General features: G+C 63.7%; 6 protein-coding genes and 1 pseudogene. 2 read left to right on the top strand and 5 right to left on the bottom strand.

The window, feature by feature from the left end:
• Window positions 1-103 precede the first annotated feature (103 nt).
• From ACZDWJ_RS19235 to ACZDWJ_RS19225, 3 genes are all read right to left on the bottom strand, one after another.
• Complete coding sequence (locus tag ACZDWJ_RS19235; protein WP_463523720.1) at window positions 104-511, bottom strand: DUF7878 domain-containing protein; 408 nt, start codon at window positions 509-511, stop codon at window positions 104-106.
• A gap of 5 nt (window positions 512-516) precedes the next feature.
• On the bottom strand, window positions 517-7632 hold the full coding sequence (locus tag ACZDWJ_RS19230) for an RHS repeat-associated core domain-containing protein (protein ID WP_463523718.1): 7116 nt from the start codon (window positions 7630-7632) through the stop codon (window positions 517-519).
• A 432-nt stretch (window positions 7633-8064) separates the two neighbouring features.
• Window positions 8065-9927, bottom strand: coding sequence for an asparagine synthase-related protein (locus tag ACZDWJ_RS19225; RefSeq protein WP_463523716.1), 1863 nt, complete (start codon window positions 9925-9927; stop codon window positions 8065-8067).
• Between the two features lie 320 nt (window positions 9928-10247).
• On the opposite strand from ACZDWJ_RS19225, the pseudogene ACZDWJ_RS19220 reads away from it, so the two are divergent.
• Window positions 10248-10469 (top strand): annotated as a pseudogene (locus tag ACZDWJ_RS19220) (RES domain-containing protein); the annotation flags it as partial.
• A 930-nt stretch (window positions 10470-11399) separates the two neighbouring features.
• On the opposite strand, the gene ACZDWJ_RS19215 reads toward ACZDWJ_RS19220, so the two are convergent.
• Both ACZDWJ_RS19215 and ACZDWJ_RS19210 read right to left on the bottom strand, forming a co-directional pair.
• On the bottom strand, window positions 11400-11801 hold the full coding sequence (locus ACZDWJ_RS19215) for a hypothetical protein (RefSeq protein WP_463523714.1): 402 nt from the start codon (window positions 11799-11801) through the stop codon (window positions 11400-11402).
• A complete protein-coding gene (locus ACZDWJ_RS19210; RefSeq protein ID WP_463523712.1) occupies window positions 11798-12418 on the bottom strand; it encodes a hypothetical protein in 621 nt (206 codons plus the stop codon). Before ACZDWJ_RS19210 ends, ACZDWJ_RS19215 begins: the two co-directional genes overlap by 4 nt.
• Before the next feature lie 517 nt (window positions 12419-12935).
• Here ACZDWJ_RS19210 and ACZDWJ_RS19205 point away from each other — a divergent pair.
• Window positions 12936-13187 carry a helix-turn-helix transcriptional regulator gene (locus ACZDWJ_RS19205; protein WP_463523710.1) on the top strand — a complete coding sequence of 84 codons (252 nt, stop codon included), beginning with the start codon at window positions 12936-12938 and terminating at the stop codon, window positions 13185-13187.
• The last annotated feature ends 605 nt before the right edge of the window (window positions 13188-13792 follow it).

Here is a 13792-nt window from a genome sequence, read left to right as displayed (position 1 = left end):
TCGAAGACCAGGCCTCGGCCTGAAAAACCGTGTCCACCGGAGCGGGTCAAGTCCACTCCAAGCCAGTCGGCGAGAGTCGTTAGAACGACGAGCACGACTCGCTTCACCGCCCGATCACCTCATCCGGATCGAGGCCAAGATTACGCAGATCCGACTCAACCCGGGCGACAAACGTACGGCAGCACCGATCGACCTCTGCTCGATCGACCGAACCGGAGACCGCCTCCGGGACAAAGGTCGAGCTGAAGGTCCAGCCCGAATCGGATCGACGGATGGCGAGCGAGCCGACCTCTTCGTAGGACATCGAGTCGAAGTCGAAGTCGCTGAGGTCCGGGTCTCGAAGCCACACCAGCAAACTCCGGGCCAGCTCGACGACCGGGAAGCCAGGCTCGTCGTAAACAGTCACGTCGTCTTCGACAAGGCGGAAGTGAGCGTCGAGCGCGACCAAGTAGTCGGTCTGGGTGGTGCCCTGAAGCTCTTCGGTGTTCAGGTGGTCGTAGGTCATCTCCATGGCGGTCACCTGACGTTGACGGGGAAAGCGTTGATGACCCGGCCGTCTCCGGTCACGATGACGCGTATGAACTCCTGACCGCGAGTGCCGACGACCCCACCTCCAGGGACGATCGCGCGGAAGGTGTCATCGACTTGGTTCGGGAGGAACTGCACGCCGTCAGACTGCAGCCCGCGAGAGATCCATCCCTGGACCTGGCTGATGTCGTCAGTGGCGAACTTGGCTCCGTTGCCTCCTGCGGAGGCGAGATGCTTGTTCTTGACGAAGATCGCCCCCGGATTGTCGGCTGCCCGGAACGCCGCCTCGGAGGCCCGCGAGAGGGCCGAGCCGCTGTTTGCGGCCGTACTCTTGGCGGCCGCGCGGGCGCCGACTCTTACTGCGCCGGTAACCGCAATTCCCGCAATATCCCCGACCGCCAGGAAGGCGTTGGCCGAATTAAGCAGATCCTCAAAGAACGGGCCGACCGGGTCGTAAGGCTCATCACCCGTGCCTCCAATGAAGACCCAATCGTTACCGACTCCATTAATCTTCGGCACACGCGCATCTGGGTAGTCCTGCTCGGCATCGTGCACCGATTTGACCCACGTCGCATAGGCGACGATCGGCCCAGGGTTCACATGATTATTACGATCTCCATAGTTGGAGAAGTTCGGATTTCCTGGGTTTTTGCCACCATTTTTGGGCTGGCCGTTCTTGTCATTTCCGGTGCAAGTCATACAGGGCGCGTTCGGATCATCACTGAGCAAGCCGGACGTGTCGGTAAGCCCGATGGGATTGTTTCGACTGTAGGCGTACGCGTTCAAGCTCTGCGGGTTGCCCGGGATCATGAGTGGATCCGGCGCCAGCAGCAGTCCGACGTTGGGGTTGTAAGACCGGTGGTCGAGTCGAATCGTCCCATCTGGGTCATGGGGCTTATTCAGATAGCCGCGCTCGCCCGCTAGAAGCGCCGAAGATGCCGGATCACCGAAGGGGAAGTAGGCATAGATCTGAGGCGGCGCTGTTGAAGTGGAATTGCCGCCGGCTGACCGAGCTAGCCTGAGCGAATCCGTTTCGTCTGCCAGGATCCAGGTCCAAGCCTCGCTGGCACCGTCGCTCGACACTTGCGCAAGAGGGGTGCCGCCGGGCGTGGTGAAGGTTCGACGAGACGTAGCTTTCGCACCGCCGACGGGCTTGGTGATCTCGGCACCCGCAACATTGACGACGGTGTCGGACGTGCTCTTCCGTACGACCCGGATCCCGCTGGCATCGTAGGCGTTCTCGATGTTGATGCCCGTGGATGAGGCGTTTCGAACGGTGCCTAAGTTCCCTTGAGGATCGTAGGCCGAACTGACTGTTGTGCCGGCAGATCCGTCGGTTGACGGCAGCTTTTGGGTTACGGCTCGTCCTACGGCGTCGTAGGTCAGTTCGGTCGGATTCGGGAGGCCACTAGTCATTGCCCCGGTGCGAGCAATGCTGTTGGGAGCATGAAAGTGCGCACCTGACGCCGGGTAGTCGAAGGTACTGACTGCACTGGAAGCAGCGGCGCCGTCAGTGTTTATCCCGGTGACCGTCTTGAGGCGTGTCTGCGCGTAAGAGTAAGAGAGGTCGTAGTTCTGGCCTGTCACGTCTGCTACGGCTGCACGGTCAGTGGCTGTCGTGGCCGTGGCGCAGCCAGTCGAAGGATTCCCGCTGCCGTCCAGACTGGCAATAGCAGTCTTGGCGGATGCGAGTCGGTTGATCCCGTCGTAGCCGTAACACCACGCCCCAAAGTTTGGAGTGCTGGTCGCACTGTCCTGACGGCGTCCGGCAATCTTGACTGGATTGCCGAGGACGTCGTAGCTGTAGTCGTACTTCAGCTGGTCGTACGAGGCGGTGCCGTTGAGGGCCTTAGCGGCGAGGGTGTCGAGCTGGCCATCAGGCGTCCAGGTGTAGACCCGCTTCATCTGCAGAGGATCCGAAGTACCGCTAGTCGACGTCGACCTGACCTCGAGCGGCCGATTGAGGCTGTCGAAGGTCGCTGCGGCCAGCGTGCGAAGACCGTCGGCCGTAGACGCCGTGACGCCCGTGAAGACGCCGTGGCTGGCGTATTGGTTGGTCGTGGTCAGCTCGGCCAGACCCGGGACTGCAGGATAGGTAGTACTGGCGATCTCACTGAGCTCGTTGTAGGTCTGCGTGGTGGTCTTCGAGACCGCGCCTGACGGAATGCCTGAGGATCCCGAGGCGTCCTCTCCTGTGAGGACTGCCGGGTAGATCGCAGTTACCGAGAGCAGGTTGCCGCGCGCGTCGTACCGGTCGAATCGGCTAGTGAAGTCTCCCAGGGGAGTGTGGCTCGTAGTCGACGCTGTCCGACCGAGGCCGTTGGCGACGCCGGTGGCGTCGTAGGCCCAGTCAGCGAGCGGGTAGGTGCCGTTGGTGGTCGTCTTTTGAACTCTCGCGATCGGCCGATTGAGAGCGTCGTAGGTGGTGGCGAGGATGCCGCCCGCTGCGCCAGCGCTGACGTCGTTGGGCAGCTGGTCGTCGACCGAGGTCAAGTTGCCTCGCTCGTCGTAGCCATAGGTGGTAACGCCAGTGTCAGGATCGGTGGCCTTGGTCTTGCGACCTAGACGGTCGTAGTCGTAGTCGTAGGTGACTGGGTCGCTGGATCGGCTTCCGCTGCTCGATGGGGTTGAGATGGTGTCGAGCTGGCCGGTAGGCGTGTAGGTGTACGCGGCGTAGCCGTCGTCGAGGGTGCTGCTGGGAGAGCTCCCGTCGGCGTACTGGGTGACGTTCGCGATCTCGAGCCGAGGGTTGTAGACGCTCTTAGTCGTCGATACCGCAGAGCCTGATGGACTGAGGATGGCGACGGTGTCACTGCGGAGACCGTACGTGGTTGCAGTGCTACGGATCACTGCACCGTTGGACTTCTCGTTGACCTTCGTGGGCCGCCCGAGTGCATCGAAAGATGCGGTCGTGTAGCTGCCGATATCTGAGGTTGAAGAAGGAACGACAGCGATGCTGCTAGAGGCAATCGGGAAGCCGGGACTGGCGAACCACACCTGGCCCCGCTCGTCGAAGGCGTCGATGCTGGCGATTCGCGGGGTACTGCCGCCGGCGGCATTCAGCGTGGACGTTTGGAACGGGCGTCCCCAACCGTCATAGAAGGACAGGGTCCGGTCGCGTGTGGTTCCGGTACGCAGCACGTCGCTTGTGACACGCCCTGGATCCGAAGCCGAATCACTGTAGGTGTAGGTGGTAGACGCCAGGTCGCTGGCGCTCTTGGACCGTCCAGGCAGCCAGATGTTGGTCGGGCGACCAAGCGCGTCACGGTCAATGGTTGTGAGGGCACCATTGGGGTCGGCGCTGGACGTGACCAGAGCCCGGGTGCGGGAGAGGTTCTGGAAGGATGAGAAGCCTGGTGTCGTCGAGTTTGGGGCAGGCGACTTGGTCTGCACTGCTGTGAGGAACTTGTTGTCGTCGCCGTCGGCCTTGTTGTAGTAGATCGCCGTGTAAGGGGCTGAATCAATGGCGCCACCGGGCAGACCTGCAGTGGGAATACGGGACGTGATCGTGCGACCGTAGGCGTCCCACTTCGTGAGGGTCGTGATGGCTGAGCCGACGGTGTCTCTGGCGTACACGGTCGTGTAGTTGGGGTCCCCTGCGGTCGGTGCAGCACCGCCGGCTTGGTCGCCGTCGTAGAAATAGTCGGTGCGGCCCAGGATGGTTGCACCGCTCTGGCAGCCACCCTGCTTGGTAAGAATCTCCTCGGGAACGCGCAGTGCGGTTGAGCTGCTCGTGAGCCAGAAGTTACAGGTCGCGAGGTCGTCACTGGCGTCACTCGGAGTGCCGCCGTTCTTGACGGTCGTCCGGATGGCTCCAAGAAGCTTGCCATGATGGTTGCCGCCACCATCGTCAACGGTCCAGGTCGTGATCTGATCGTCGCCGCCAATTCGGGGCGTCTCTGTCCGAGTCGACTCGTACGTGTAGAAGGCGTCTGGGGTGACGTTGGAGTCTGCTGTCTTGTAGACGGAGTACTCGTGGGTGACGCGGGAGAGTGACTGGCCGCCATCGTCCAGATCCACGGTCTGCGCGACGCGCCCATTGCGCCACTCACTGTCGAGGTACTCGCCAGAGGCCGTCGTGATCGTCTCGGCTCGGAAGGTGTTCTGCTCGTTGTTCAGCTTGGTGTTGTCGAGTCCACGAAACACAGTGAGGTCCCGGCGGGCGACGTCGACCAGCGGGCTGTCGACGACCTGATCGGCGCCCACGCGGCGTGTGTGAGTGACGACTCGCTTATAGCCACGCCAATCGTCCCAGGTCTCTGCCTTGTTGTCCGTTAACAGGCTGCTGCGATAGCGCCATCCAGGGGCGCCCAGATACTCATAGTCATAGACCCGTAGCCGGCCAGCGCTGATCGGAGCGCTCGTGGCCGCCTGACCCAGCCGGTATCCAATCGCGTCATCGCCGAGCGCGACGCGAGTAACGACGTACTTGTGCCACCAACCCCACTTGTCGGTTTGTGGCAGCAGCCGCGGATAGCACTCGCGTGCACCGTTGATCGACTGATAACGCGGCAGGCCGTCGACATTGGTGGAGGTGCAGTCGCGGTCGGTGTCGTGGCCGTAGGTCACATCGATCCGACCGCCGGTCTCGGTCCGAATCGAGTCCACGCGCAGCTTCTGGAAGGTGCTTGTGCCCGGCGCAGGATCGACACGGTTACGTAGCCACACGCCGTTGAACCCGACACTGGGGAGCGTGATGTCAGCAGTCGTGGGGTCCTGGCCGGTGCGCTGGATCTTGGAGAGCCAGAGCGAACGATTTCCGGGGTTGTCAGGATCATCGGGGAGCGCGAACGTCAGCTGGTACTTGTCGACGTTGTAGGTCGTAGCGCCGTTGATCCGCTGGGTGCGAATCGCGTCATAGCGGTCAGTGGAGAAGAACGAGGGCGCGAAGTTGGAGCAACTCGTCTGACCAGACGTGCACAGGAGGTCAGTGGGCACCTCAGGCCAACCAGATGGATCAGCGGTGGGTCCCTTGGTGCCGGTGCAGTTCTCGTCCGGCTTGGTCAAGGCATCGACGCAACGCGGCCGGACATCGAGGTTGACCTTGGTGTAGGCGGTGGCCGAGTTGGGGCTGGTGTTGGCCCCGCGGTTGAATCCGTAGCGGATCGTGGTGACGTAGCCGTCGCGGTCATAAGAGGTTCGATTGGCGGTGCCGCTCTGGTTGAACCGCCCGTAGTAGTTCTGCACGCGAGCGTAGTCGTACAGGGTGACGTTGCCCTTGCGGTCGACGACCTTGTCCAATCCCCAGCGCCATCCCTGCCGGCACCAGGAGGTGTGGATGTCGCTGGCGTCGTAGCAGGGTTCGCCCGGGTCATCACCGAACACCGGGACCGTCAGCACTGAGTCTGTCCCCCACCCGAAGCCGAACCAGTAGGTGGTGCCGTTGGGGTCCATCACCTTGATGGCCTCGTCGCCTGTGTCGGCGTTGTTCGGCAGGCTGGTGTCGCTGCCGTTGCCGGCGACCTTCTGCACTGTCCAACCCGGATCGTCCTGCAGCCGAAGGGTGCCGTCAGAGGAGTCGCGGACGATCGTGGTCGAGTGCCCGTTGAGGACGATCGAGTACTGGGTGAACAGCTCCCCGTTGACGCTCTTCCAACACAAGTCAGCGAACCCGGTGTGGCCGTCGTCCAGACAGTTCGCGAACTCGCGTGTGATGTAAGAGGACGACAAGTTCCAGCCGAGACCAGCCATGCCCGCCTGACCGTTCTCAGCCATGTTCATCCCATCGACCGACCCCGAGGAGTACGCGAGCGACAGCTCCGGGGTCGATCCGCCAACCGCAGGCGCGGGAAGTGCCAGCGGGTATCCGTAGGAGAAGTCACCGCTGCCGTCACCGACCTGCCACGAGTCAGAGGGCTTCGTCGGCTCCGCACCGTAGTTCCCGCTCGAGCCGGCCGCAGAAGCGGACACCACGTAGGTGGTGCCTCCGCTGGTCGCCGCCGCGCGAACCAGCATGGGAGCCACAATTTGCTGCAAGGCCTGCACCCCTGCTGATCCCAGATGGGCTGCGCTCATCGGCGCCTGTCGGCCACCGTGAAAGCCGACGAGACTCGACCGCTGCGCCGGAGCCGATACCGGATCCGAGCCTTCAGTGGCCGGGGCAGCGTCATCGCCGGACAGAAGTGGTGCCGCACCGTCCGGACCGCTCGGTACCGCTGGCTCCACGGTGGAGCCTGGTGCGCCGTTGGTGGAGAGGTCGACCGTGGTGAACGTCAGGGTTTGTGCTGCGACGTTGTTCTTGGAGGGGACGACGACGCCTTGGCTGCACTCAGCCAGCTCGGGGGTCGTCTTGAAGCACTCCGGGTAGGCGACCACTCGGAGGCGCGATCCCCAGTCTGCCCCGAAGGCATACCTAAAGTCTGCGTACGAGATCCGGAGGTCCACTGCTTGCGCATCGTCTCCTACCTCTGCTGCGCCGCCGTCGGAGCCCGTGCCCTCGATAATCTGATCTGCAAGGTCGCTCAGAGAAGTGGGACCGCTTGGCGTGTCGCCGGACGGGGTCGCGGTCCGCGAGGCAACACCTGCCGATCGGTTCGCGGCCGGAGCCTCATTTGTCTCCGGGCTCGGGGCAACTGTCGGGTCGGACCCTTCTGTGGCTCCAGGCACGGCAGGGACTGATGTGCCAGGGGAGGCCTGAACGTCCACAACGAGTCCCGGGGTCTGGTTCTCGCTCGTTGGGGCGACGGAGATCTCGACCGGAGCGCCAGAGATCGCCCCGTTTGGAAGGTCCTCGGTCGTGGCGCCCTGCGTCGGATCGGCCGGAAGTACCGTGACCTCATCGGCAGCACGTACCTCGACCGGCACCTCGCCGAGGTCGGCCCACGACGTCGTGATCGCCGCCGACCCATCTCCCGCAGGTAGGTCCCCTAGGTCGTCGGGCAGGTCGGGCGACGCGAACTTCTCGGGCGCGCTTGCAGTCCCGTCGATCGGCTCGACGTCGACCGCGCCTACCTCACCGACGGTGGGCAGCGAAGTCGAGAATCCGGTGTTGGCTCGGAGCCTCGAGGCTGATGCGGCAGGTACGCCGCCGAGCGCTGAGGCCACGAGCCCAGCGATTGCGATCTCGACTACGCGCGCACGAAATTTCGTCATCTGCATGCCCATCCCCCGATCGATAGGCCCACCAACGACGAGCCGACGCGAAACTAATCTGAGAAGACCCTGAGACTCAAGGCCAGTGCAAAATACCCCCGGTGGTCTAGACCGACACGGCAGCACTTGGTCGGCAGCACGTTCCCTTTTGCGCAGGTGGCCACGCCGCGACCGATCGAGCCAATGCGGAGGGCCTCACTGCCGCAGCGGCCACCTCTAGATAGCAGGTGATACGAGTCGGGCCAAGGACGCGAAGCCGCAGTCCGTGCGCTCTCGGATGGCCCCGTGGGCTCCGTGTGACCGCGAGGACGTACTGCTGGTGTTGGACGACTCCTCGCTCGACCTAGCGCCGACCGCCCAGCTGTGGCGCGCCCGAGCCTGAACCGGCATGCACTGAAAGATGAGGGTCGCAACTGCGCAACGGGCCCGGGCGCGCGGGTGGCGCTACCGCCCCAGGCGCTTGAGAGCACGCGCTCCCGCCCTGCGAACCATGCGACGGGCGCGAGCCCTCCAAGGATCCTTCGCATTGGCTGGAACCGCAGCGGGCAGCGCAGCTCGGATGGGCGTCGGGACTCGATCGAACTGGATGTCAACACCGAAGTCGGTCGCCAGGGCTTCGCTGACCGTCGCCATGTTCCACAACTGGACCATCTCGGCCCGGCTCACATTCTCCTTGTCGACGAGGCTCGAGACTGCTTTGCGACTGAGGATGCTCCAGAGGCGCTCATCGCCGTCGAGGACGCGCGCGGCAAGCTCCATCCGCACCTCAGGGAGGTCGACCCGCCAGTTGAAGGCAGCACGGTCACCCTTCGAACCAATCAGCGGAGCGCGATCATGCCATCGCGCTCTCGCGGCGGGGTCCTCGGGCTGCCGCTCATCGAACTTCCAACGCTTGCCAGCGAATCGCAGGTCAGCCAACCCAGGTGCCAGGGTGTTCATCACGTCGTAGATCAAACGTTCGTTGACTCGGTCGCTGAGCGGCACTGAACGGGCGCGCTCGACGACGACATGGTCTAGGAACGGGCGTCTGGCGAGAGATCCGATCGAGGCGGCGCTTCGGGCGGTCCCCGCCCAGCGGCCCGTGCGTTGATTGACGTAGAACCACTCGAGAGCCTGAAGGCCGTGCTGCTCGAGCAGGTCGAACCATGGAGCGACATCCAACTCGTAGGCGGAAGCAGCATCTTTGGTGAGGCACTTGGCGCCAGACAGCACGCGCTTCCTTAGGTAGCGCCGCTGAATCTCCGAGATGCCGACATCCGCAATATCTGCTGCGTAATAGCCCCGAAGGATCTCGCCACCAGTGCCACCGAAGGCAGCGAGGTCAGGACGGAAGCGGTCGTCGATCACCCCGACAGAGTCGTAGGCTCCGAGCATCCCCTCCCCCAGGACCACTGCTGCATGGAGTCGCTGGCCGACGTCGACCGTAATGCCGGAGTCCTCACGGACAGCCCCTCGCTGGGGGCTGCGGTGATGATCAAGTCCGAGTCGCGCCGCCACCTCTGTCGCGACAACCACGTCGGGATCTTCGGGTGCGCCCGATGTGCGAGCGATCAGGGGCACGCCCGCTCGATGCAGGATCGCAGCCATGAGCCGGGAGTCTCGTCCGCCCGTGAGGCCGAGGGTGACAGGACCGTCCTGATGATCCTCGAGAGCGACACTTGCGAGCAGGGCTTCCGCCACCGATTCGGCTGCAGACGCATAGTCATCTGTCGGCTGCGGCAGGAGAGTGGTCGGGTCAGTCCGCTCGATCCCGCGCGGCGTCACGCGGACTAGTTCATTCGGCGTGAGGGCTCGGACGTTCTCAAAGACTGTGCGAGACGTCGTCGCGTAGCCGCTCGTCACGATCGCCGAGAGCCCGACGAGGTCGGGGACGGGGCGTCCCCCGCCAACCGCTATGAGGTGAGCGAGCAGCGCCCGATTTCCGACGACGATTTGATCTGCCTGCTCTGCAACGTAGAGCACCTCACAACCGGAGGCCGAGGCCCTTGCCGTGATCTGCCCGGACGCGACTTCCAACAGCGCCCAGACGCCTGGCGACGACGCACCGGCAATCTCGACAGCCGCGAGCTGGCGGCTGTCCGCGTAGCCCGTCATGCAACGGATTCGGTCAACGTTGTTGACGAGCACCTTCGCCGCCAGGCTCCCTTCATTGGACCATCCGAAGAGGCCGAATCGTCCGTCATGGCTGACCCAGGCGACTTTGTCCTGCTGGGAGTCTTTGAAAGGCAGGACGCGGCGAGCCTCCCTCTCGACCTCAACGGCATCAATCGGCGAGGAACGACTGAAGACAGCGACGAACGTATGCACTTGGCGAAGGTCCTATCCACGTTCCGGAGACGAACAGCGCGGCGCGTGGGCTCCGCGTTGCGATCCTATGATGACCGAATCGCAGCACGTCCGGCTTCGCGGCTGCGCCACGCCTCAGTTCGACCGCCATCCCCATCGACCGCTGCCGGAGTTCCTCGGGGTAATTTCTCGGTGCTGCCATGACTCATGACTCCCACCCTCGGTGGTAGGGAAGCCTCCAACAGACCCGGTTCGGACATCCACGGGACTGCTGTCGGCCTCTCCGACCCGGCCTCCTCTACAGCGAGTCTCCGAACGTCGGGACAGGCGCCGCCTACCGAGCCTGCCAGCAGGTCGCCCAAGCCGCGCACCAACTCGGCCGCCACGGGATTCTGGTTCCCTCCGCCGCTCATCACGGCAACACACTTGCGCTGTTCGCCGAGCACCTCAGCGCCTCCGAGTGTCCTGTACCCGTGGGCGGTGTCGCGACGTGGGAGGACATGCCAGCTGACCCGCGCCGCCTGCACATCGTGCCTAATGTCGCTGTTGAGATCGAGGACTAGCTAGAGGGGTAGCGACTCATATGAATGGTGTCCGCTGTCGCACAAAACGTGCGGCGATCGAGACTCGGCTTGAGGCGGCGGCCGTTGCCGCCCGGGTTGAGAAGGGGGCAGAACCGGTCCAGTGTCCTTACTGCGGGTGGTGGCACGTGGTCGGCTACGGATCGCCGATCGAGCGGCCAGCCAAGCCATGCACACGGCGCTGACCGCGCGGGAGGAGGCCCGCTTGTCGGCTAAGGACTTGACGACGATCAGATCGCCGCTGTGGTCCCGCCCGCGGCTCCACTGTGAGAGGACGCGTGATAGCGCCGCGTTGAAAGCGAAAGCCAGCCCGTCCGACCCTCGAGGCCGGCTCCACGAGCGGGCCTTTAGGCGTCAAACCAGCAGTTCCGGATCGCGGTGCAGTCGTTCCGGCAGGCCTACTGCCTACACGGTCTAATGCTCTCGCCTCTCACTTCCGAGAGCTTGATTGTCCGACCGTGCACCAGCGGAAGACCATCAAGGGGTCATGGAGAAGATCTGCAATCAAAGACGCAACCCAGTCGCGACCAGTCTCGTGCATCGAGCGGATCGCCGACGCCAGCCTGCGATTAGGGCCCAATAGGTTCAGCGCGATCCTCAATGTCGACTCTGGTTGCCGGGGGATTCTGGTTCTGCGCGACCTGCACCATCTTCTGCAAAATCCACGGCGCGCCCAGACCCCACATGACCGCCGTCCACGCCGAAAGGGGCTTGTCGTAGTTGTTGACGACGGTACAGAAGGCGCCCACCAACACCCAACCGATGCTGGACACCCACCACAGGGCATGACGCACGCTGCGCGGGATGTGAGGGAACGGACCTTGGTTATGCGGTGCGAGGTAGGTCAACCACACACCAACGCTGCCACCGCCGGCTCCAAGGATCGCGGCAAACCACCACTCCATTGCTTGCTTACCGCGCTTGGCGCGACAGTACAAGGAGCAGGTAGCGCCAACGCTCCTTCCGCGTGAGTCCGCGTGCCGCAAGGCGGTAGTAGTTGACCTCTTCACCGCGCGCCGCAACCGGCTGCCTCACTTGATCAGACATCGAGGCCAAGGTGCGGCGAACCCGCGCCTCGCTGGTGCCGACCTCACGCGCTAGCGATCCGACCGAACGCCAGTCGGACTCGGTCTTCTTGAGCGAACGGAGCAACTGCTCCCGGATAGTAAGCGCGTCCAGCGTCTCGCCGATCATGTCAGCCGGGGCGTTGTGGACCTGCGACAGGCGGACTGCGTCGTGGATGCTGTCGGAGCGCCATTCGGACGACCAGCGGTGGGGGATCCACATTTGGCGAGGGGTCGCGAGATCGCTCATTCGCCTTCACTCCATTCAACAACTTCACTGCCCCCGCGGGCCACGAAAGCACGAATCTTCTCATGCTTGACCAAAGCACGGTCAATCTGCTGGCGCAGTTCACGCAGTTCGTCAACATCGAACGCAAAGTACTGGGTTTGTAGGTCGTCGCCATGGAAGGCATTGATCACGAGCTGGTGGCCCACAGTGGTCGCTAGCAACTCAGGGTCTTCCTGATTGTCCGAGAAGATCGGCCGCAGATCGGAGATGATACGCGTCGACTGGAGCAGGTGGGTGTGCGCTGAAGCCAGGTCGACCGTCTTAGCCAACACAAGAAACGAAGGAGCACTGGCGATCTCCGACAGGGCCGTCTCGTCGACTGCGTCGAGTTGATCACGCACCTGCGCTAAGGCTTCATCGACGCCCAAGGAGACCTGATACCGCCACCGTGTGAACGAGATCAGGGCTTGAGCAGCACGCGAGGGCTCTCTAACGTGACCGTCGAGTGCATGCACGAGTTGAACGAGCGAGTTGGACCGACCCAGGGCCGCCATGACAGCCTCTCGATCGGATGCGGACATCTGACTGAGGTCGCGGAAACTTTCGATGTGCCCTTCGGGCATCGTAACCCCGGCCATCTGTCTCCTTCGCGACGCCGTTACCACATGTCCGACGATTGGTCAAACATTAGTTCTGCCTCAGTGTAGTACGACGGCATAGAACTCGCCGGCTGTTCTTGGTGGCGGCGAGTCCAGCCCATACTCCTACTATCGGCAGGCCCAAGGCTATAGGCGAGCCTTCCGCTTGACGGCTACCTGTAGGCGATGGCGAACCCGACTCGCGCATCGCTGTGATGCGGTGGCCGCCCGCTGTCACCTGGGCCGACGCTGCGGGCTGGGCTCGGCAACGCCGTTCTCGTGCGTGCCCGCCCCAACCCTAGAGCGTCGCTGATGCACTGCGGAACCCGCGGCTCGTCGCGGTCGCGCGACCAACGCCCTGTCGGGCGACTGTCGGATCGACTCTAGCGCCAATTAGAGTTGACCTTAAATCCGATAGTGTCACTGAAACTTAACATTAACAGTGGACGGAGTAGGCATGGCGACGCGACCACCTCAGGCTCGTCTAGTGCGGGCAGGCGAGAAGGTAGGGAGCCATGTGGCTACCTGGCGCGAACTTCAGAACCTCACCTCTGCTCAGTTGGCCGAGCGCGCGGGCATCAGTCGTCCGACGCTGAGCAAGCTGGAGTCAGGCGATCTGGGCGTCACCCTCAGCACGTATCTGAACGTGCTGCGTGCGCTGGGTCAGCTTGACCGCGCTGTCGACGCCCTCGATCCCTACGAAACAGACCTTGGGCGTGCTCGCGCCGAGGATGTTCTGCCACAAAGGGTGCGGAGATCGGCACGGTGATTGCCCGTCGCGAGACACTCGGCGCTCGCGGCGCGCTCTCCTTCGGCACGGTCCCGGCCGGTACCGCGAGGTTCGATGTCGCAGGCTTGACGACGGAGTTCTCCTGCGCGAGCGAACTTCTAGCGATGGGGGATACGCCCTGGCTCCAGCCCTACCGCTCTGCCGTGCGGACGGGTGGATGAGGCCCTGCCCGCGCCGTTAGCGGATTCGACGCCGGACTGGTGAGGGCCCCAGTTCATCACGGGAAGGCGTCGACGGAGGGCCACGTCGGCCCCGAACCGCCGACTGGGCATCTTGGTAGCTCGAGGGCGACCGCCGAGATCTGCCTAGGACAGCCGCGGGGTCGCGATGACTGCATATGCTCAGCGCCATTTGATCAGCGCGCGGGCCCACGGAGCGATCGCACGAGAGTCGCCAGACGGATGCGGGCCGGTGAACGACAGCGCATCCCGCCGAACCGGTCTCGCAGGCCCCGTCCGTGTGAGCGTCTGCGCGAGTGGGTGCGCAGAACCGTGGTCGCCGCCCTTCGCTGCGAGACGACCACCCGGTGCCGCGCGTCGTCCCCGTGTGACGGCTGTGACTGGTGATACTGATGCGCATGCCCG

It is taken from the genome of Nocardioides sp. B129/18, from assembly GCF_055282735.1.
This window is presented reverse-complemented; position numbering and strand designations above follow the sequence as displayed.